At 68.0% G+C, this 21,149-nt stretch carries 14 protein-coding genes; 3 read left to right on the top strand and 11 right to left on the bottom strand.

Annotated elements, in window-relative coordinates:
* Positions 1-218: 218 nt before the first annotated feature.
* On the bottom strand, positions 219-1,487 hold the full coding sequence (locus ACVCMB_RS07825) for a hypothetical protein (protein WP_395119940.1): 1,269 nt from the start codon (positions 1,485-1,487) through the stop codon (positions 219-221).
* A 439-nt stretch (positions 1,488-1,926) separates the two neighbouring features.
* Between ACVCMB_RS07825 and ACVCMB_RS07830 the strand changes: the two genes are divergently transcribed.
* Positions 1,927-2,460: a DUF2127 domain-containing protein gene (locus ACVCMB_RS07830; protein WP_447107150.1), complete on the top strand. Its 534-nt coding sequence runs from the start codon at positions 1,927-1,929 to the stop codon at positions 2,458-2,460.
* Here ACVCMB_RS07830 and ACVCMB_RS07835 read toward each other — a convergent pair.
* From ACVCMB_RS07835 to purL, 4 genes are all read right to left on the bottom strand, one after another.
* Positions 2,448-3,341, bottom strand: a complete 894-nt coding sequence (locus tag ACVCMB_RS07835; protein WP_395119941.1) for a DMT family transporter — start codon at positions 3,339-3,341, stop codon at positions 2,448-2,450. The genes ACVCMB_RS07830 and ACVCMB_RS07835 overlap by 13 nt on opposite strands.
* A gap of 79 nt (positions 3,342-3,420) precedes the next feature.
* Positions 3,421-4,305, bottom strand: coding sequence for a glycosyltransferase family 2 protein (locus ACVCMB_RS07840; RefSeq protein WP_447099825.1), 885 nt, complete (start codon positions 4,303-4,305; stop codon positions 3,421-3,423).
* A gap of 146 nt (positions 4,306-4,451) precedes the next feature.
* A complete protein-coding gene (locus ACVCMB_RS07845) occupies positions 4,452-5,216 on the bottom strand; it encodes a hypothetical protein (protein ID WP_447106573.1) in 765 nt (254 codons plus the stop codon).
* Positions 5,217-5,244: 28 nt separating this feature from the next.
* On the bottom strand, positions 5,245-9,111 hold the full coding sequence (gene purL / locus ACVCMB_RS07850) for a phosphoribosylformylglycinamidine synthase (RefSeq protein WP_447106574.1): 3,867 nt from the start codon (positions 9,109-9,111) through the stop codon (positions 5,245-5,247).
* 290 nt (positions 9,112-9,401) lie between these two features.
* Here purL and ACVCMB_RS07855 point away from each other — a divergent pair, with 290 nt between their 5' ends.
* Positions 9,402-10,979, top strand: coding sequence for a sulfotransferase (locus ACVCMB_RS07855; RefSeq protein WP_447106575.1), 1,578 nt, complete (start codon positions 9,402-9,404; stop codon positions 10,977-10,979).
* Between the two features lie 72 nt (positions 10,980-11,051).
* Here ACVCMB_RS07855 and ACVCMB_RS07860 read toward each other — a convergent pair whose 3' ends face one another.
* From ACVCMB_RS07860 to ACVCMB_RS07870, 3 genes are all read right to left on the bottom strand, one after another.
* Complete coding sequence (locus ACVCMB_RS07860; protein WP_447106576.1) at positions 11,052-13,955, bottom strand: TonB-dependent receptor domain-containing protein; 2,904 nt, start codon at positions 13,953-13,955, stop codon at positions 11,052-11,054.
* A gap of 485 nt (positions 13,956-14,440) precedes the next feature.
* Positions 14,441-15,214, bottom strand: a complete 774-nt coding sequence (locus tag ACVCMB_RS07865; protein WP_395119947.1) for a thioredoxin fold domain-containing protein — start codon at positions 15,212-15,214, stop codon at positions 14,441-14,443.
* 114 nt (positions 15,215-15,328) lie between these two features.
* Positions 15,329-15,847, bottom strand: coding sequence for an adenine phosphoribosyltransferase (locus tag ACVCMB_RS07870; protein WP_447106577.1), 519 nt, complete (start codon positions 15,845-15,847; stop codon positions 15,329-15,331).
* Between the two features lie 122 nt (positions 15,848-15,969).
* Between ACVCMB_RS07870 and ACVCMB_RS07875 the strand changes: the two genes are divergently transcribed.
* Positions 15,970-16,350 (top strand): VOC family protein, encoded by a 381-nt coding sequence (locus tag ACVCMB_RS07875; protein ID WP_447106578.1) that lies wholly within the window; start codon positions 15,970-15,972, stop codon positions 16,348-16,350.
* Between the two features lie 12 nt (positions 16,351-16,362).
* Here ACVCMB_RS07875 and ACVCMB_RS07880 read toward each other — a convergent pair whose 3' ends face one another.
* The 3 genes from ACVCMB_RS07880 to recQ all read right to left on the bottom strand — a co-directional run bounded on the left by ACVCMB_RS07880 (position 16,363) and on the right by recQ (position 21,073).
* The gene (locus ACVCMB_RS07880; RefSeq protein ID WP_395119950.1) at positions 16,363-17,385 is read right to left on the bottom strand and encodes a LacI family DNA-binding transcriptional regulator; all 1,023 of its coding nucleotides are present in this window, start codon (positions 17,383-17,385) and stop codon (positions 16,363-16,365) included.
* A gap of 189 nt (positions 17,386-17,574) precedes the next feature.
* Positions 17,575-18,996: a sugar porter family MFS transporter gene (locus ACVCMB_RS07885; protein ID WP_447098265.1), complete on the bottom strand. Its 1,422-nt coding sequence runs from the start codon at positions 18,994-18,996 to the stop codon at positions 17,575-17,577.
* 262 nt (positions 18,997-19,258) lie between these two features.
* Entirely contained in the window at positions 19,259-21,073 is a 1,815-nt protein-coding gene (recQ, locus tag ACVCMB_RS07890) for a DNA helicase RecQ (protein WP_447106579.1), read from the bottom strand.
* Between the last annotated feature and the right edge of the window lie 76 nt (positions 21,074-21,149).

Consider the following 21,149-nt stretch of genomic DNA (forward strand, 5'->3'; position numbering starts at 1 on the left):
AAGCGTGCAAGGCATGCCGCCGGCACGCGCCGGACCGGCGACAATTCCGGCCGCTCCCCCCGCTGCCACCCGATCTCCGCCTGGCCACGGCGAGTTCTTCCGCGAGCGCAAGGAAGCGCGCTGCAAGGGCGACGGCGGGCGCTGTTGCTGGAGGAAGAACCCAGTCGGGTCCCTTGTGCCGGAAACCCCGGCAGACCCGGCACCTATTCCGACTCGCGTCAGCGGAACAGGACTCCGGGCGTATCGAACGATGCCGCCCTGCGCTGGATCAACTCCGTCTTGATGACCCGCTCCAGGTCATCCGCAAACCCGCGCATGGCACTCTCGCTGCCGAAGGAGGCGGTCATGGCGTTTCTACGGGTGCCGGGCCCGCCGGCCAGCGCTTTCGCCACCACGACGCTTCCGACATACGCGTTGAACTCCTGCTCAAGCCAGCGGCACACGATCGCCGTTTCCTTGGCCTGGATATAGTCATTGGCGACGTCAATACGCGCCGATGATCGCCCCGACCATTTCGGCGACGGCGGATACAGCCCCTCGACCGCGGCGCTCCCCGGGCGCGCCATGCTCCTCGCAGTTCGTTGGTCGCGCCCGGCTTGCCGGTTGACCCAGGCTGCGGGTGCAGTGTCGTTGGCCGTGTTGGTCTCCCCACTCCAGGCAGGGTCGCCCAGACGGGACGGATGGACGAACGCACGCTGGAAAGTGAAGTGCTTGCCATGTGCCGTTGGAGTCGGTGCCTGGTACTCCGTCCCCATCAGGTCGAGCATCATCAGTCCCATCATCCAGGCACGGGCATTGCGCATCGGCTCGGCTATGAACATGACGGCAGACAGCAGCGGCAAGGCCGAGATGGTGTCAGCCGCACCAGCTGTCTGCGGGGCCGAGGCCTTCTGCGGAGCCTTGCGTTTCAACTCGTCGGGGTTCATGTCGACTGTCCAGCGCGTACCCTTCGCCTGGAGTCCGCCGCCGGTTCTGGGGGCGGTTCCCTTGAGCACGCCGCGCAAGGACGCCGCGATACGCTGCGACCAGACGACGCCTTCCATGCCGGAGACCGTATTGCCTTCGTGCATGAACTTGCCGAACTCGCGATAGCTCGCACCATCGGCCCGATTCCAGATGGTGCCGGCGCGGGCGTCGGTGCCCGAATAGCCGACATCACACATGTAACACCCATCGGCGAAGCCGCCACTGCGCCCATCCTTGATCTTGTGGATCAGGCGACCGGCGATGGAAAAGTACAGGTCCTGCGACCGACGGCTTGCCGCGGCCTGCCAAGCGCCGGCGTAACTGCCGTACCCGCCAAGGACGTAGGGATCAGCCTGGGAGCCGCTCCCCGGAGGTGCGCTGGCACCGGCCTGCACGGCACGGGCAGCGGCATCCACCCACTCCAGCAGCGTCGAGCCGGGAATGTACAGGCTGTGCTGTTGTCGGCGTCCGGTGCTCCAGTCGGCCAGGTAGTCCACGTCGATAGCGAGATGGTCGAACATCCGTTTGTCTCCCTTTTGTCGTTCCAACAGGTGCCGGCAAGCATGCTCCGGAACTCGCATGGACTGCTCGAGTCAGAGCGGCTCCGGTCCGGGGTTGCCGGGCGCTTGTCCGTTCGTGCCGGGCTGAGTCGGCGCCGCCATGCTTCCCCCGAAGCGGCAGCCAGCGACGACCGTAGCCAATCACGACCAGCACCGACATCCGCCCGCTCAATGCCACACATCCCAAGCTCGACCGGAAAAAAGACAGGCCGACCCGAGGCGCCACGTGACCTCGGCAAGCGACCGCCCCATCGGGGGTGAGCAAGTGCTACAGGGTTGGATGATCCTCGTCGGCTGTCAAGATCGCACACAGCTCCATTTCCGCGAACTCGTGCCATCACGCACAGGCGGCACCACGCCTGATCGGCGAGAATGTCTGCTGCCCATGTCTTCTCCGCCCATGCCCAACTCCGAATCCGGCGACGCAGCCACCCCCGCGGCAACCGCACGCGGCCAGCACCACGCCGGCCTGCGCGTCATCGCGATCTACGAGATCATCAAGACCGCGTGCCTGCTGCTGGTGGCGCTGGCGGCGTTCCACTTCTATCGGCAGCAGAACTTCGAGCAGCTGGTGCACTGGCTGGAGCACCTGTCGCTGGCCGACAGCAACGGCCTGCGCTGGAAACTGGTGGAACTGCTGCACCAGCTCGGCCCCGGCAAGTTCGAGGCGGTGGGGCTGGTGGCGCTCGGCTACGCGGTGCTGTTCGGCATCGAGGGCGTGGGCCTGTGGCTGGGCAAGCACTGGGCCGAGTGGTTCACCGTGATCGCCACCGGCTCGCTGATCCCGCTGGAACTGTACGAGACGCTGTACCACTTCGGCTGGATCAAGCTGGCCACCCTGGTCGGCAACGTGGCGATCATCGTCTACCTGGTACGCATCGCGCTGCAGCCGGGTGTCGCCCCGCCCGCAGGGGAACGCCCTCACACCTCGTGATGCACCGCCTCGGCCGGCAGCTCGTCGCGCCGCGGCATCAGCTCCACCAGGTACATCGCTGCCAGCACCAGGCCGCCGCCGGCAAGCATGCGCCAGGTCAGCGCATCGACGCCCAGCAGTACGGCGAAGGCGGCGGCGAACACCGGCTCGGTGGTCATCACGATGGCGGCACGTGCCGCCGGCAGATGCGATTGCGCCCAGGTCTGCATCACCATCGCGCCGGCGCCGGCGATCAGCGCCATGTACAGCACGACGAACCAGGCGCCGGGGTCCGGCGGCAACATCGGACCGTGCGGCAAGGTGGCCAGCGAGCAGACCCCGGCGATCGCCACCATCTGCACGGCCGACAGGCCGAACGCCTCGCCGCGGCGGGACCACTGCCCAAGCAGCACGATGTGCAGCGCGTAGCACGCCGCCGACGCCAGGGTCAGCCACACGCCCAGGTTGATCTCGAAACCGTCGAGCGTGAGCAAGGCCAGGCCCGCGGTGGCCACGGCGATGGCCAGCCACACGCTGGCCGCGACGCGCTGGCGCAGCACCAGCAGCGCAAGGATCGGGGTGAACACCACGTACATGCCGGTGGCGAAGCCGCTGACGCTGGGCGAGATCAGCGCCAGTCCCCAGGTCTGCACCAGCTGGCCGACACCGTAGATCACGCCGAGCAGCAGGCCGCGCCGGATCTGCAAAGCGCCGAGCCGCCACGCCTGCCGCCCGAACAGGAGCACCATCGCCAGCGCCGCCATGACGAAACGCACGGCCAGGAAATCGGCCACCGGCATGCGCCCGAGCACGTCCTTGATCAGCACGAAGGTCGAGCCCCACACCGCCGTCATCGCGATCAGGCCGAGAGTGGCGAGGATGGTCAGGGTGCGTGGGGTCATCGGCGAGAAGTGCGTGGAGAGGAGTGAGGAGTGAGAGAACGACAGCGGCGCGACGAGGCGATGTTGCCTCTGGCTTTCCTCACTTGCTTCTCGTTTTCAGCCGCCACCACTGGCCGGGGACCTGCAGCACGAAGTGCGTCCAGATGCCCAGCCACACCACCGCCGACACGAACGGGTTGCGCGCGGCCGGATCATGCTGGCGGAACCAGCGCCACATGCCGCGGTGCTTGTGCCGGCTGACGAACACCGGGCGATGGCGGCTGGAGCTGCCCTTGCCATGGGCCACGCGCACGTCGCCGGCAAGCAGCACCTGGTAGCCGATGTCGCGCACGCGGCGGCACAGATCCAGATCTTCGCAATGCAGGAAGTATTTCTCGTCGAAGCCGCCGAGGCGCTCGAACATCTGGCGAGTCAGCAGCATCAGCGCACCGGAAACCGCCTCGCACTCGATCAGCTCGGCGGGAATCTCGCCGCCGACTTCCACCGTCTCGCCGGGCCGGCCGAGCAGTGTGTTGAGCGACCGGCGCAACAGCGGATCGCGCCGCCGCGAAGCCGGGTCGGGCCGACCCTCCGCGTCGCACACCACCGCGCCGATCAGGCCGGCCTTCGGATGCGCGGCCTGCACCGCCAGCAACCGCCTGAGGTCGTCCTCGCCGATCAGGCAATCGGGGTTGAGGATCAGCAGCGCGCGGCCGCCGGCCTGCTTCGCGCCCAAGTTCACCGCCGGGCCGAAGCCGATGTTGCGATGGCTGTAGATCAGCTTGAGCCGCTCGTCGTGCTCGTACGCCCGCGCGATCGCGGGCGGCACGCCATCGTGCGAAGCGTTGTCGACCAGGATCAGTTCCAGCGGCAGCCGGCAGGCCAGCACCTGGCGCACGCAATCGCGCAGATCCGGGCCGCTGTCGGCCGCCACTACGATCACGCTGAGCGCCGGCGAGGACGAGGACGGAGGAATGGCAGGCATGTTCACCGCGCGAAGTATGCGCGGAGACGCGCAGCACGTGAACCTCCGGTTCCCCGCGCGCAGGAGCCCGCTTGCGGGCGATGCCCTTGGACCGGGAATGGGGAATCGCAAAAGCAAGAGCGAAAGCATCGCCCGCGAGCGGGCTCCTACGGGGTGTGGGGAGGGTCTGGTGGTTCGTCGGCGTCGTGGCCCAGCACGGCGGCCAGCGCCAGCGGCATGGTGCCTTCGCGGCGGCTGAGCCAGGGTTGCTCGCGGTACCAGCCGCACAGTTGCCAGCCGCGCAGGCGGTGCCGTCGATCGCGCTGGCGATCCCACAGCAGCACGCCGCGCTTGCCGCTGCAGGCGACAAACCAGCGACCGGCGGGACTGAAGGCGATGCGGGTGACGCCGTCCCGCATTTCGACGCGGGTGCCATCGTCGAAACGACAGCCGCCGGGCTCGCCATGCACCGCCCCGCCGAGGGGGTCGGGCAGCTCGCCACGCGCTTCATGCCATTGCGGCGGCGACAGCTCGATGATCTCGGCCGGCGGTCCGATCGGTGCGTGGGCGAGTTCGGGCCATTCCGCGGCGGGCGGCCCGGCGGGCGCACGGCGCAAGTCCCGATCAAGCCAGGCTTCCAGCCCGGCCAGCAAGGTGTAACCGACCAGCGCGCCGAGCAGGGCCGCGCCCCAGGCGAAGGCATCGCCACCCAGGATGCGTTGCAGGGCAAACAACCAGCCCGGCAGGCCCCAGCGCAAGGCGCTCCGGATCAGCGCGGCATGCGCAGTTGCCAGCCGATGCTGCAGCAGCAAGACCGCCGCGGCGAGCGCCAGCAGGATCGGCAACCCCAACCACCACGGCAGCAACGCCAGCAGCACCACCCACAGCGCGGTGCAGCCGGCGAACATCCACGCGGGGCGACGCCGAGTCATCGCTGACGCCAGCGCCACATGCCGTCGATCAGCCGCACCACACGCGTGCGTTGCGGAACATCCGCATCCACGGCGAATCCTCGCCCCACGACTCCGGGTGCCAGCTCATCTGCACGCTGCGGAACACCCGCTCCGGGTGCGGCATCATGATCGTCACGCGGCCGGCGGCGGCGGTGAAGCCCGCCAGGCCGCCGGGCGAACCGTTGGTGTTGAGCGGGAAGTTCTCGGTCGGCTTGCCGCGGTTGTCGACGAAGCGCACCGCGCCATGCGATTTCGACGGGCTGCACGCTTGCGGAAAACTCACCCGCCCCTCGCCGTGCGCCACCGCCACCGGGATGCGCGAGCCGGCCATGCCCTGGAAGAAGATGCTGGGCGAATCGAGCACCTCCAGCGTGGCCACGCGCGACTCGTACTGCTCCGACGCATTGCGCAGGAACTTCGGCCAGTGCTGCGCGCCGGGGATGATCTCCTTCAGTTGCGACAGCATCTGGCAACCGTTGCACACGCCCAGCGCGAACTTCGTCTCGTCGGCGAAGAACGCCTCGAACTGCGCACGCAGCATGTCGTTGTAGAGGATCGACGTGGCCCAGCCGCGACCGGCGCCGAGCACGTCGCCGTAGGAGAATCCGCCGCAGGCGGCGAAGCCGCGGAAGTCGGCCAGCTTCACTCGGCCGCTGGCGAGATCGGACATGTGCACGTCGACCGCCTCGAAACCGGCACGCGTGAACGCGGCGGCCATCTCGACCTGGCCGTTGACGCCCTGCTCGCGCAGGATCGCCACGCGCGGCCGCGGGCCCTTGGCGATGAACGCGGCGGCCACGTCCTCGGCCGGGTCGAACGCCAGCCTGGGGCTGATGCCGGGATCGGCGTCATCCATCCGCCACTCCAGCTCGGCATCGGCGCTCTGCGGGTTGTCGCGCAGGCGCTGCATGGCGTGGCTGGTTTCGTTCCACGCCTTGTACAACTTGCTCCAGTTCCACTTGACGAAGACTTCGTCACCGAGGAACAGCTTGATGCCGAGCTTCTCCTTCGGCCGGCCGACGCGATGGCTGATGCCGGCCAGGCCGAACTTCACCAGCAGCGACTCGAATGCCTCGCGGTTGGCCTCGGCCACCTGCACCACGGCGCCCAGTTCCTCGCTGAACAGCGCGCGCAAGGTGGCTTCGGCCCAGCCGTCGAGATGCAGCTCCAGGCCGCAGTGGCCGGCGAAGGCCATCTCCAGCAAGGTGGTGATCACGCCGCCGTCGGAGCGGTCGTGGTAGGCCAGCAGCAGGCCATTCGCATTGGCCTGCTGAACCAGTTCGAACAGCGCCTTGAGGCGCTTGGCATCGTCCAGGTTGGGCGGGATGCCGCCGGAGCGATTGAACACCTGGGTCAGCGCCGAGCAACCGAGGCGATCGCGCCCGGCACCCAGATCGATCAGCCACAGGTCGGTGGCGCCGCGGTCGAGCTTGAGTTGCGGCGTCAGCGTGCGGCGCGCGTCGCCGACGCGGGCGAAGCCGGTGATCACCAGCGACACCGGCGACACCGTGCGCTGCTCCTGCGCGCCGTCCTTCCACACCGCCTGCATCGACAGCGAATCCTTGCCGACCGGGATCGAGATCTGCAATTGCGGACACAGTTCCATGCCCACCGCCTTCACCGCGTCGAACAACGCGGCGTCCTCGCCCGGATGATTCACCGCGGCCATCCAGTTGGCCGACAGGCGCACCTCGCCGAGGCTGGCAATCGGTGCGGCAGCCAGGTTGGTGATCGCCTCGCCCACCGCCAGGCGCGCCGCGTCGGCGCTGTCGAGCACGGCCACCGGCGCGCGCTCGGCCATCGCCATCGCCTCGCCGGCATAGCCGTCGAAATCGGCGAGCGTCACCGCGCAATCGGCTACCGGCACCTGCCACGGACCGACCATCGGGTCGCGGTGGTTGAGCCCGCCGACGGTGCGGTCGCCGATCGTGATCAGGAAGCTCTTGCTGCCCACGGTGGGCAGGCGCAGCACGCGCAGCAGCGCCTCGTCCAGGTCGATGCCGGTGAGGTCGGGCAGCAGGTCCACCCGCGGCGTTACCCGCACGGCGTCGCGATGCATGCGTGGCGGCTTGCCGAACAGCACGTCCATCGGCAGGTCGATGACGGTCAGCTCGCGGCGCGGATCGGTCAGCAGCAGGCGGCGCTCGAGCGTGGCCTCGCCCACCACGGCGTACGGGCAGCGTTCGCGGATGCACATGGCCTCGAATTCGGCGAGGTTCTCCTGCGCGATGGCGAGGACGTAACGCTCCTGCGATTCGTTGCTCCACACCTGCATCGGCGACAGCGAGGGATCGTCGCAGGGAATCTTCGACAGGTCGATCACGCCGCCGACGCCGGCGTCGTTGAGCAGCTCGGGGATCGCGTTGGAGAGGCCGCCGGCGCCGACGTCGTGCACGCTGACGATCGGGTTGTGCTCGCCGCGCGCCCAGCAGGCGTCGATCACTTCCTGGCAGCGCCGCTCCATCTCGGCGTTGTCGCGCTGCACCGAGGCGAAGTCCAGCTCCGCGCTCGACGCGCCGCCGGCCACCGACGAGGCGGCGCCGCCGCCCAGCCCGATCAGCATCGCCGGCCCGCCCAGCACGATCACCGCGTGGCCGGGCTGCACCGCGCGCTTCAGCACATGGTCGGGACGCAGGTTGGCGAGGCCGCCGGCGAGCATGATCGGCTTGTCGTAGCCGCGGCGCACCCCGGCCTGGCCCGGCACTTCGCTTTCCCAGGCGCGGAAATAGCCGCCCAGGCAGGGCCGGCCGAATTCGTTGTTGAACGCGGCCGCGCCCAGCGGGCCGTCGCGCATGATCTCGAATGCGCTGGCCATGCGCGGCGGCAGCGGGCGGTCCACTTCCCACGGCTGCGGCGCGCCCGGGATGCGCAGGTCGGACACCGAGAAGCCGGTGAGCCCGGCCTTGGGCTTGCCGCCGCGGCCGGTGGCGCCCTCGTCGCGGATCTCGCCGCCGGCGCCGGTGGCCGCGCCGGGCCAGGGCGCGATCGCGGTAGGATGGTTGTGCGTCTCCACCTTGATCGCGTAGTCGATGCGCTCCTCGTGCCCGCGCCACACGCGGTCGGCGGGGTCGGCGAAGAAGCGCTTGCCCGTGCTGCCCTCGATCACCGCGGCGTTGTCGCTGTAGGCAGACAGTGTATGTGCGGGCGACTGCTGGTGGGTGTGCTTGATCATGCCGAACAGGGTCTTGTCCTGTTCCTCGCCGTCCACCGTCCAGCTGGCGTTGAACACCTTGTGCCGGCAATGCTCGGAGTTGGCCTGGGCGAACATGAAAAGTTCGGCGTCGGTGGGATCGCGACCCAGCTCGGCGTAGCGTTCGACCAGGTATTCGATCTCGTCCTCGGCCAGCGCCAGGCCCAGGCGCCGGTTCGCCGCGGCGAGCGCCGCCTGCGGATCGGCGCCCAGCGCCACGTGCACCAGGTCGCCCGGCGTGCCGGCCAGGAACAGGCCTTGCGCATCGTCCAGGCGGGCCAGCACCGATTGCGTCATCGCGTCATGCAGCACACCCATGATCGCCGCATGATCCGGCGCGCCGGGTTCGGGCAGACCGCTGAGCTGCCACGCCAGCCCGCGCTCGACGCGGCGCACGTCGAAACCCGCGCCATGCAGGATGTCGGTGGCCTTGCTCGACCACGGCGAGATCGTGCCCAGCCGCGGCACCACCCACAACGTGGCCGGCTGCGGCGCGGCGTCCTTCGCCTCCAGCACGGCCAGCAGGCGTTCGCGCAGTGTGCCCTCTGGCGCCGCGTCCATGTCGAGCACGAACACATGCCAGGCGGATTGCACGCGCACGCCCCGGTGCATGGCGTCGAGCCGTGCATTGAGTCGTTCGAGGCGGAACGGCGAGAGGGCGCTTTGCCCGTCGAATGCGATCATGCGGGAAGGGGGCGCTGTGCGGAGGAAACGCCCATTCTACCCCAATGCTGCAATACGGCATAAGGCAACGCCAAGCCGCTGCCGGAAGGCCGGTTCACGGCGATGCATGTGCACGAACGCACCGCCTCCGGTCTCGGGTCGAGGCGCGGACAAGTCGTTTCGCCGCGGCGTGGCTGCCCGGCAACCGCCACGCCATGCGGATTGTTCCTGGCACCGCTATCGTTCCTTATTTGTTGCATTCTTGCAGGGCAATTGACGCAACCGCCGCCGTCCCTCGACATGCCGCAGCCATGACCGACCAGCCCACCCTCGAGCACCTGACCGCCCTGTTCAATCAGCGTGCATGGCCGCAAGCGCTGGCCCTGGCCAGGACACTGAAGGCCGACTTGCCGCCGCACCCGATGCTGTACTACATCGCAGGCATCGCCAGCCTCGAGATGCAACAGCTTCCCGAAGCCATCGACAGCCTTGGCCGGGCCGCGACGATGGCGCCCGACAATGCCGAATTCGCGGTACACCACGCCAAGGCATTGGTCCTGGCACGCCGCACGCGGGACGCGCGGCAGGAAGCCGATCGCGCGCTCGCGCTCGCGCCCGGGCGCGCGCAGACGCTGGATACGCTGGGCGTGGTCTATACGCAGATCGCAGCCCATGGCCAGGCCGTCGAGGTATTTCGCCAGGCCGCATCCAGCGCGCCCGGTCACGCGGTCTACCACTACAACCTGGCCACCGCGATGGTTGCCGTCGGCGACATCGATGGCGCCGAGCGCGAGATTGAAGCCTGCCTTGCACTGGAACCGCGCTACTGGCGGGCGCATCTGACGCTGGCCCAACTGCGGCGCCAGACCCCCGTGGCCAACCACGTGGCGCGCTTGGAAGCGGTGCTGGGCGAGGTTGGCCCCGACGCGGGGCAAACGCAGGCCCAGGTGTGCCTGAACATGGCGCTGGCCAAGGAGCTGGAAGATCTGGGCGAGTACGCCCGGGCGCTCGACCACATGGCCAGGGGCAAGGCTGCCGCAGGCAAGGGCCGCGATTACCGGATCGCGCGCGATGAACAGCTTTTCTCCGCGCTGCAGGCACGGTTTCCGGAACCGCCCCCGCCGAGCCGAGGGTGCGCCAGCGAGGAGCCCATTTTCGTCGTGGGGATGCCCCGCACCGGCACCACCCTGGTCGAGCGCATCATATCCAGCCATCCGGACGTCCATTCGGCGGGCGAGATGCTGAACTTCGGCATGGCGCTGAAGTTCATGTCCGGCACCCACACCCGCTCGCTGCTGGATATCGAGACCGTCGCCGGTACCCGTCACGTTGATTTCCGCACGCTGGGGCAGACCTACCTGGACAGCACCCGGCCGGCCACGGGCAGAACGCCGCACTTCGTGGACAAGCTGCCGCACAACTTTCTCTACGTGGGCTATATCGCCCAGGCATTGCCCAACGCGAAGATCGTGTGTCTGCGCCGCAACCCGATGGACACCTGCCTGAGCAATTTTCGGCAGTTGTTCGCGCCCAATTCGCCGTATTTCGATTACTCCTTCGACCTGCTCGATACGGGCCGCTACTACATCCTTTTCGACGCGATGATGCGCCACTGGCAGCGCGTGTTTCCCGGGCGGGTGCTCGAGGTGGATTACGAGGCCCTGGTGGACGACCAGGAGCGCATGTCCCGTCGCATCATCGAGTTCTGCGCTCTGCCGTGGCACGAGGACTGCCTGCGATTCGAGGCCAATCCGTCGCCGGTGGCCACCGCCAGTGCCGTGCAGGTGCGTGCTCCGATCTATCGCAGCGCGCTGCAGCGCTGGCGGAAGTACGGCGAGGCGCTGGCGCCGCTGCGCGAGTTGCTGGTCGGCGCGGGCATCGAGGTCTAGCGCCCCCCCCCGCTGCCCGAAAAAAAACGGCCCCGCCAGGGCGGGGCCGTCGCGTTTTGCATCCGGGTGCGGCTATCGGCCGAACTTGTAGCTCGCCTCGACGTAGATCGCGCGCCCGAACACGTTGTAGTTGAAGATGTTGTACGGCTCGGCGGTGAGGCCGCTGTAGCTGGTGTCCCTGGGCGGCATCTTGTCGAACAGGTTGTTCACCATCAGGGACAGCCCAAGCGCCTTGGTCGGGTTGAATGTGACGCTCGCGTTGTACAGCGTCCACGGCCCCAGCCGGCCGGTGCCCGGGGAGGTGTAGTTGTCGAGCGAACTGGCCAGGTAGTTCGGCGTGCTTCCGAACCGGTTCGCGTACAGCGTGGTGCTCCACTTCGCGTTCGACCAGGTGATCGAGCCGTTGGCCTTGGACTTGAAATCCGTGCTCCAGTTGGGGTGGCGCAGCAGATCCACCGGCTCGTCGGTCGGGTAGTCCTGGTAGGTGTGCTTGAACATGTCCGAGTAGGACAGGTTCAGTGCCAGCTGGCCGAAGCGGCCGATGTCCTGCACGTAGTTCACGCCGGCGGTGAGTGCGTTGACCTTCTCGTTCGCCACGTTCTGTTTCGGCGTGGCGATCGAAATGATGTGGCCCAGCAGATTGCCCTGGCCCGGCCCGCGGGTAACCAGGCTGAATGCCATGCTGCAGGTGGTCGAGTTCATGTCCAGCGTGCCGATATCACACAGGTACTGGGTGTTCGACAGCTGGTCCGCACTGACTTGGGCGACCTCGTTGCTGATGTCCCAATGCAGATAGTCGACGTTGAAGGACAGCTTTGGAGTGGGAGCCCACACGAAGCCGTAGGTCCACACCTTGGCGGTGATCGGCTTCAGCGCCGGGTTGCCGGAGGTGTGGCCGTTGAACTGCTCGTTGTCGTAGGGCGTCGGGCATTGGTCGATGTTTGCCCCGGAGAAGCCGAGGCGACCACAGTTGAGATAGTCGGTGACGCTGCTGTAGTAGCCGCTGAGGCCCTGGAATTCGTCGCTCAGGGTGGGCACCTTGAAGGCGGTGCCGTAGCGGCCGCGCAGCAGCAGGGTTTCGAACGGCCGGTATTCGATGCCGAAGTTGTAGGTCTTGTGGCTCACGCGGCTGGACGCCACCTTGTAGCTGTCGTAGCGACCCGAAACATCGAGCGTGAGCTGGCTCAGCACCGGCAGGCGAAGCTCGGTGGTGGCCGCGTAGCGCGAGCGGTGGCCGGCACCCGGCGTGGCGCTCCAGCCCCAGACATACGGAACCTGGTTGCCGTTGTAGTCGATGTCCTGCAGCAGCCGGGGGTCCGGGGTGCTGTCCCAGCCTTCGTTGCCACCCTCCAGCACCATGGCAATGCCTGCGTCGCCGCCGGGGAGGGAGAATAACGACCCGTTGGTCAGCTGGGCGCGCAGCAGGTTGTCCCAGGTCTTCGCGTTGTCTTCGGTGTAGCCGGTGAAGGCGCGGAAGTCGGCATTGGAGACGGGATGGTAGAGCGCCTCGTAGTCCGGCTGGAACACGGGATAGCCGTAGTAGGTACCCATCTGCGGCCCCATCACGTGGGAGGCGAAGTAATCCTCTATCGGCTTGGTGAAGCGCTGGAATACGCGACTCTGCAGCTTGTCGTCCGAATGCATGAAGGACAGTTCGTAGTCCCAGGCGGACTGGCCGAGCGTGCCCTTGGCGCCGAGCGTGAGCATGTAGGAATTTTCGGTGTCCTTGCTCATGATGTTCTTGTAACCGCCAACTTCTTCCGGAGAGAAGTTGCGCTGCACCAGCATGTAGTCACCGATGCGCGGATCCCAGAAGTAGCCGCCACCCGCAGCGGCGGTCACCACGTTGGTACCCCACCAGGTGTAGTCGGCGCCGTTGGTGTATTTCTGCTCCTGGTAGTTGTAGAGCAGGTCGCCGTACAACTGCAGGTTGTCGTTCACGTCGAACGTCGCATGCGTGTAGAAGTTCGCCTGCTTGTTGTCGGTGGTCAGCGTCGCGTAGCCGGGGCTGGTGAAGGAGCCGCAGTAATCGCCCTTGCCGGCGCGGTGCCGCTTGCCCTCGTTGCCGTACCACTGGTCGGTCAGGCCGCTGCAGTTGTCGGGGTCGAAAAAATGGTAGCCGGTGAAGTAGCCCAGTACCAGGTAGTCGCGTGACGCCACCGCGGGACTGGTGCCGTGGGTGTAGTAGTGGGCGGTCAGGTCGCGATCGCGGCGCCAGATCGGCTGGGTGCTCTCGAACTGGCCGCCGACCAGCAGGTTGAAACGGCCTGCGCTGAAGTTGTCCGCCACGCTGATGCGACGGCTCGCCCCGCCGCCGTCGCTGTGCCAGCCGTAGCGCGCATCGACGACCGGCCCGCCATCCAGGTGCTTCTTGAGGATGATGTTGACCACGCCGGCGATCGCGTCCGAGCCGTACAGCGAGGATTGTCCGCCAGGCAGGATCTCGATGCGATCGACCATCTCGGTCGGGATGCCGCTGAGGTTGTTGAAGACATCGCTGCCGTTGTAGAGGCCCGGGAAGTTGCCCATCGGGCGCCCGTCGATGAGGTACTTCACGAAACCTACCGGCATGCCGAACATGCTCAGGGTCTGCGCCGTCGGCGTGAAGCCCGCCGAGAACTGCGAACCCTGCACCGAGCCGGTCGCGAACGAGGACTGCTGCAGGGCTTCCGCCACCGTGGTGAAACCACGAGCCTTGATGTCTGCGGCCGTGATGGTGGTGATCGGTGTGGCGGTCTCGATCTCGGTCTGCGGGATCAGCGAACCGGTCACCGTGACTGCTTCGAGCTTCTTGGCCTTGGTGCTGTCCGGCGTTGGATGATTGCCGTCATCGGCGGACTGCATGTTGTCCTGCTGCACGCCGGACGTGCCTGCCTGTCCCGTCGCATCATGCGCGTCGCGCCCATGTGCGAACGCTGCGCACGGCCCGAAGCTCAACGCGACCAGCACGGCGGCCGCGAGTTTGGTCTTAAGCATGGATTTTCCTCCCCGTGTCATTTTCGAAAGACGACCGCCCGGTACCACCGGGCTTCCCCTGCGGCCAAGGCTTGCCTGGCCGGGTACGGCTGCGCGCTCCGGCAGGTACCTCGCCGGACGTGGAGGTTCATTGGCGGCTTTCTTTACGTCTCGAACCGTTGGCGCGGACACGTGCCAACAATGGGCGGGCGGATCAAATCCACTCATTCCTCGCGCCACGCCACGCTCTGTGGTCGTGGAGCGCCCCCGGGAACAGCCAACGGACCCCTCTGTCACCGCCATGATGGGCGGGAATTTCCGCGACGGTCTTGTCTTTTGACGACGCGAGGGGTGCGGATTCAAGCACAATCACGCAAACGCCGGTCGATCACTCGATCCGGCGCCACGGCCCCGCACACCATCGGCTATCGACTGCCGCCTATTTGAAGGATCGGAAGCCGTCTGCGGGAGACTGTTTCAGCGGTGCCCCAAGCCGCCGCGGGGGATCAACCGCCCGCTTGCAGCGCCTGCAGCAGTTGCTCCGGCGTCACGTAGCCGCCCAGCACGCTGCCGTCCGGCCCGATGATCGTGGGCGTGCCGCTCACGCCCAGCTTCACGCCCAGGTCGAATTGCTGCTTCACCGGGTTGGTACAGGTCGCCGCCGGGGGCGCGTGGCCCTTGGTGGCGGCAGTGAGCGCGGCCTTGGGGTCCTTCGCGCACCATACCGAGACCATTTCCTTGTAGGTCGGGGTGAGGTTTCCGGCGGTGGTGGTCACGCCCTCGCGCGGCCAGGCCAGGTATTCCACCGCGATGCCCGCCTTGTTGAACGCGGCGATGTGCTCGTGCAGCGCGCGGCAGAAGCCGCAGTTGACGTCGGTGAACACGGTCACCGTGTACTTCGGCTGCGCCGGCGCGAACACCAGCCGCTGCGACGCCGGCACCTTGGCCAGCGCGGCCACGCGGAACTTCGCCCAGGCATCGTCGCTGAGGTTCTCGCGGCGACTCAAGTCGACCACGTCGCCGTGCATCAGGTACTTGCCGTCGGTGCTGATGTAGACCATCTGACCCGACGCGATCACCTGGTAGAAACCCGGCAGCGGTGCCGGCTGGATCGAGTCGACCACCACCTTCGACGACAGCTTGGCGATGGCCTGCTGCACCATCTGCACCGCCGCCGGCGTGATCGTGGGGCCGACCACCGGCGCGTTCGCCGGCGCGGTGGCGGCCAGCACCTGGCCGGCCCAGGCCAGCCCACCCAACAACAGCAGCTTCTTCAACATCCGACGGCCTCGGCACGTTCAGCATCGCCCGCAGGACGCGTGCGACAACGCGGCATTCTCGCACGGCGCATGGGCCGCCTTGCCCAACTGCGGCGAAACGGCGCGTACGATGGTTCAGTAGCGCAGCAAACTGTGCAGCGGGCCACGTTCCGCCCAGCGTGCGCGTCCCGCCAGGGCGTCAAGCTCGATCACCACGCCGGCGCCGACCAGCGTCGCGCCGGCCCGCTCGATCAACTCCGCCGCCGCGCACAGCGTGCCGCCGGTGGCCAGCACGTCGTCCACCAGCAGCACGCGCTGCGCCGGCTGCAACAAGCCATCGCGGATCTCCAGCCGATCCTCGCCGTACTCCAGCCGGTAATCCACCGCCTGCACCGGCGGCGGCAACTTGCCCGGCTTGCGCAGGGGCACAAAGCCGGCCTCGAGCCGCAGCGCCAGTGCCGCACCGAAGATGAAACCGCGTGCCTCCACGCCGCCCACCACCTGCACGCCGCTGTCCCGCCACGGTGCGGCCAGCGCCTCGATGCAGCGCGCGAAACCGTCGGCGTTGGCCAGCAGCGGGCTGACGTCGCGAAACATCACCCCGGCTCGGGGGAAATCGGGCACGTCGCGAATCAGCTCGGCCAGGTCTCGCATGCACGCCTCCGGGAATCGCCATCGAGGCACCCACAGTAGCAAGCGCACCGCCGGCTCGCGCTTGACCGCAGCGCAACGGGCCCGCAAGGCTGACCGCCCTGCCGCCCGCGAAGGAGAACCCCATGCACCGCAGCCGCCTGTGCAGCCTCATGATCGACTGCCACGCCGACGACCTCGACGAAGCCGCCCGCTTCTGGTCGCGGGCACTGGGCCGCCCCATCAAGGAAGGCGCCGATCCCGCGCAGGAGAAATACGTCGGCCTGGTCACCCACGACGACGAGCCCGTCATCGAACTGCAGAAAGTCACCCACCCCAGCCGCGTGCATCTGGACATCGAGAGCGACGACATCGAGGCCGAAGTGCACCGGCTGGAAGTCCTCGGCGCGAGGAAGGTCGAAGCGATCCGCACCTGGGTGGTGATGGAAGCCCCCACCGGTCACCGCTTCTGCGTGGTGCGGCCGCAGCGCGGGGAGATGGGGGCGCATGCGAACGAGTGGCCGTGAGCGGCCGATGGCTCAGCGCAAGCTGGACTTGCGCACCATCAGCTTCACCGGCAGCACCTCGCTTTCCACCGATTCGCCGCGGATCAGGCCGAGCAGGCTGTCGACCAGGACCGCGCCGGCCTGGCCGGTGTCCTGCAGCACGGTGGTCAACGGCGGGTTGACGAAGCTGGCGGTGGCGATGTCGTCGAAGCCGGCCAGGGCGACGTCCTGCGGCACGCGCAGCCCGTGGTCGCTGAGCGCGCGCATGGCGCCGATCGCGATGAGGTCGCTGGCGGCGAACACGGCATCGAAGCCGGCTTCCTGCAGGATCAGCCGGCGCATGGCCTCGTAGCCGGAGTGTTCGGTGCTCTCGGCGTTCTCCTGCAGCGCGGGGTCGACCTCGACGCCGGCGGCGGTGAGTGCGTCGACGTAGCCGTTGTAACGGCCGAAGAACTCCGGGTAATGGCTGGAGGCGTCGCCGAGGAAGGCGATGCGCCGGCAGCCGCGTTCGAGCAGGTGCTCGGCCACCTGCCGCCCGCCGTAGACGTTGTCGCTGCCGAACGACACCCCGGGCTGGTCCGGCAGCACCGCGCCCCAGCGCACGAAGCGGGTGCCCTGCGCGACGAGCTTTTCCAGCTTGTCGCGGTAGGCGAGGTAGTCGCCGTAGCCGAGCAGGATCAGCCCATCGGCCTTCTTGCTGTCGGCGAAGTCGGCGTGCCAGTCGTCGGACAGCTGCTGGAACGAGATCAGCAGGTCGTGGCCCTGCAGGGCGCAGGCGCGGGTGATCGAGCCGAGCATCGACAGGAAGAACGGGTTGATGTGCGACTCGTCGGCAGTCGGGTCCTCGAAGAACAGCAGCGCCAGCGTGCCGGTATGCATCCGGCGCAGGTTCGAGGCGTTCTTGTCGAGCTTGTAGTTGAGCTGCTCGGCGGCGGCCTGCACGCGCCGCCGGGTTTCCTCATTGACCAGCGGGCTGCCGCACAGGGCGCGCGAGACCGTGGCCTGGGACACTCCGGCCAGGTGTGCAATGTCGATCGATGTGGCCTTGCCCTTCATCCGCGACCCGATCCGTCAGCATCTCGTTCAATCGCGCGCGATGAACCGTGGCCGGGCCATCGCCGTTGCCGCATCGTAGCTGCTTTGCGCGCCGCGCGTCGTAGACCGCCCGGCGCGCTTCCACGCCGAGGCAGGCGCTGGCCGGCGGCCGCGCGCCGGTACCGCCGCTGAAGCCGTGCTCCATGATCCTCATGCCTGCATGTCCTCCAGTTCCACGCCCTTGGTCTCGCGCACCGCGCGCAACACGAACACCAGCGACAGCACGGCGAACGCCGCGTACAGGCCGTAGGCAAAGGTCAGGCCCAGTTCGGCCAGTGCCGGGAAAGTGCTGGTGATGGCGAAATTGGCCAGCCACTGCGCGGAGGCGGCCACTGCCAGCGCGGTGGCACGGATGCGGTTGGGGAACATTTCGCCGAGCAACACCCACACCACCGGCCCCCAGCTCACGCCGAAGAACACCACGTAGGCGTTCGCCGCGACCAGCGCCACCATGCCGACCGCGCCGGGCAAGGTCAGCTCGGCGCCGCTGCCGACGGCCTGCGAGAAGCACCACGCCATTATGCCGAGGGTGATCGCCATGCCGGCCGAGCCGACCACCAGCAGCGGCTTGCGCCCGATCTTGTCGACCAGCGCGATCGCCACCAGCGTGACCAGCACGTTGACGATCGAGGTGACCACGGTGATGGTGAACGAGTCGGCCTCGCTGAAGCCCACCGAGTGCCACAGGGTGGCCGAGTAGTAGAAGATCACGTTGATGCCGACGAACTGCTGGAACACCGACAACGCGATGCCGATCCAGACCACCGGCAGCAAACCCGTGCCCTTGCTGCACAGGTCGCGCAGGCGCGGCTTGTGTTCCGAGCGGAGGCTGGCCTCGATGTCGCCGAGTTTCTTGTCCAGCGCCGCGGTGCTGTGCATCGACAACACCTTCTGCAGCACCACCCGCGCATCGGCCAGGCGGCCCTTGGCCACCAGGTGGCGCGGCGACTCGGGCACGCCCAGCACCAGCAGGCCGTAGATCAGCGCCGGGGTGACCGCGGCGAGGAACATCCAGCGCCACGCCGGCAGGCCCAGCCACAGCACCTCGGCTGCGCCGCCGGCCGCACCGGCCAGCCATGCATCGCTCAGCAGCGCGGCGAAGATGCCCAGCACGATCGCCAATTGCTGCATCGAGCCGAGCCGCCCACGAATCCGCGCCGGCGCCACCTCGGCGATGTAGGTCGGCGCGATCACCGAAGCCACGCCCACGCCGATGCCGCCGACCAGCCGCCACAGGACCAGGTCCCACACCGCCATCGCCAGGCCCGAACCGGCGGCGGCAGCCACCAGCAGCACCGCGGCCACCTGCATCGTGCGCACGCGGCCGAAGCGGTTGGCCAGCATGCCGGCGTACCACGCCCCCAACGCCGAACCGAGCAGCGCGCAGGACACGGTGATGCCGATCTCGCCCGCATTCAGCCCGAAATGGGCGCGGATCGCGTCGACCGCGCCGTTGATCACCGCCGTGTCGAAACCGAACAGGAAGCCGCCCAGGGCGGCGGCAGCCGAGATCAGGATCACCCGCAGTGTGGCGTGCTGGCCCAGCCCATCTGTCGCGCTCGTCGAACTCATTGCCTTCCCCAGGTCATGACAGGTCGCCGTGCCCCCGATTCTGCGGTGCACGCATCGCGCTGTCCGGTTGAATACGTATGCAGCGCCGTCAGCCCGCCATCGCCTTGCCCCACGGGCCGGTAAACGATTACGGTCGCCCCGTGGTTGCAGTATGACAGCGCTGTCAAACACATCCAGCATAACCCGCCCGTTTCACCCTGGGAACCACCCGGGATGACCGTCGGCGCGCGTACCGGGCGCACGCCCGCATCCAGGCGCCGAATCACTGGGGAGTATTGATCACCGCGAGGAAATCGCGCCCATAGCGTTTGAGCTTGGACTCACCGACGCCGCTGATGGTGGCCAGTTCGTCCTCGTTGGCGGGCATCGCGCGCAGCATCGCCAGCAAGGTGGCGTCGTGGAACACCACGTAGGGCGGCACGCCCTGCTGCTTCGCCAGTTGCGTGCGCAGGGCGCGCAGCGCGTCCCAGGTGGATTGCTCGTAGGCCTCGATGCCCAGGCTGCCGCTGGCCACCCGCCTGGCTTCGCGCTTGCGCCGGCTGGCACGTTCGGGGCGGGCGTCCTCGCGCAGTTTCACCAGCCGCTCGCCGCCGAGCACGGCACGGCTGGCGGTGGTCAGGCGCAAGGTGCCGTAGCCCTCGGCGTCGGCCTCCAGCAGGCCGGCGGCGAGCAACTGGCGGAACACCGAGCGCCACTGTTTCTCGTCCATGTCGGCGCCGACGCCGAAGGTGCTCAGGCGATGGTGATCGAGACCGAGCACGCGCTCGGTCTCCTCGCCGCGCAGCACGTCGATGACGTGGCCGGAGCCGAAGCGCTGGCCGGTGCGGTACACCGCCGACAGGGCCTTCTGCGCCACCACGGTGGCGTCCCAGGTCTTCGGCGGCGCCACGCAGTTGTCGCAATGGCCGCAGGGGCCGGGATAGGTTTCGCCGAACGCGCCCAGCAGCAGCTGGCGGCGGCAGTCGGTGGCCTCGGCGTAGGCGAGGAGCGATTCCAGCTTTTGCCGCTCGACGCGCTTGCGGTCGTCGGCCGATTCGGACTGCGCGATCATCTGGCTCATCGTCACCACGTCGGACAGGCCGTAGATCATCCACGCCTCGGCCGGCAAGCCATCGCGGCCGGCGCGGCCGGTTTCCTGGTAGTAGCCCTCGATGCTGCGCGGCAGGTCCAGGTGCGCCACGAAGCGCACGTCGGGCTTGTCGATGCCCATGCCGAACGCCACCGTGGCCACCATCACCACGCCGTCCTCGCGCAGGAAGCGCTGCTGATTCTTCGAGCGCGTGGCCGCGTCGAGGCCGGCGTGATACGGCAGCGCCTCGATGCCCGATTCGGCCAGCCATTGCGCGGTGTCGTCCACCTTGCGCCGACTGAGGCAGTAGACGATGCCGGACTCGCCCTCGTGCCCGAGCAGGAATTCCCCCAGCTGGCGCTTCGCGTTGTGGCGCAAGCCCACGCGATAGCCGATGTTCGGGCGATCGAAGCTGGAGATGAACTGACGGGCGTCCTGAAGCGCCAGCCGCTCGACGATCTCCTCGCGCGTGCGCGGGTCGGCGGTGGCGGTGAGCGCGATGCGCGGCACGGCGGGAAAGCGCTGCGGCAGGATCGCCAGCTCGCGATATTCGGGACGGAAATCGTGGCCCCACTGCGACACGCAGTGCGCCTCGTCGATGGCGAACAACGCCACCTCGGTGCGTTCGAGCAGGTCGAGGAAGCGCGCCGTCAGCAGCCGCTCCGGCGCCACGTAGAGCAGGTTCAGTTGGCCGGCCAGCAGTTGCTTCTCCACCTCGCGCTGCGCGTCCGCGGCCAGGCTGGAGTTGAGATACGCCGCCGCCACGCCCGCCTCGCGCAAGGCGTCGACCTGGTCCTGCATCAGCGCGATCAGCGGCGACACCACGATCGCCGTGCCCTGCCGCAGCAGCGCGGGAATCTGGTAGCACAGCGACTTGCCGCCGCCGGTCGGCATCAGCACCAGCGCGTCGCCGCCCTCGCCCAGGTGCTCGACGATGGCTTGTTGCTGGCCCCGGAAACTGGGGTAGCCGAAGATGTTGCGCAGGATGTCGAGGGCGGCGGAATGCATTGGCCGAATGCTAGCAAATGGGGACGGCGGGGTCGGGCGCCGTCGGTGTAGGCCCGGAGCGCGCGCGGATGCCGGA

The sequence above is a fragment of the Rhodanobacter sp. UC4443_H10 genome (assembly GCF_052978325.1).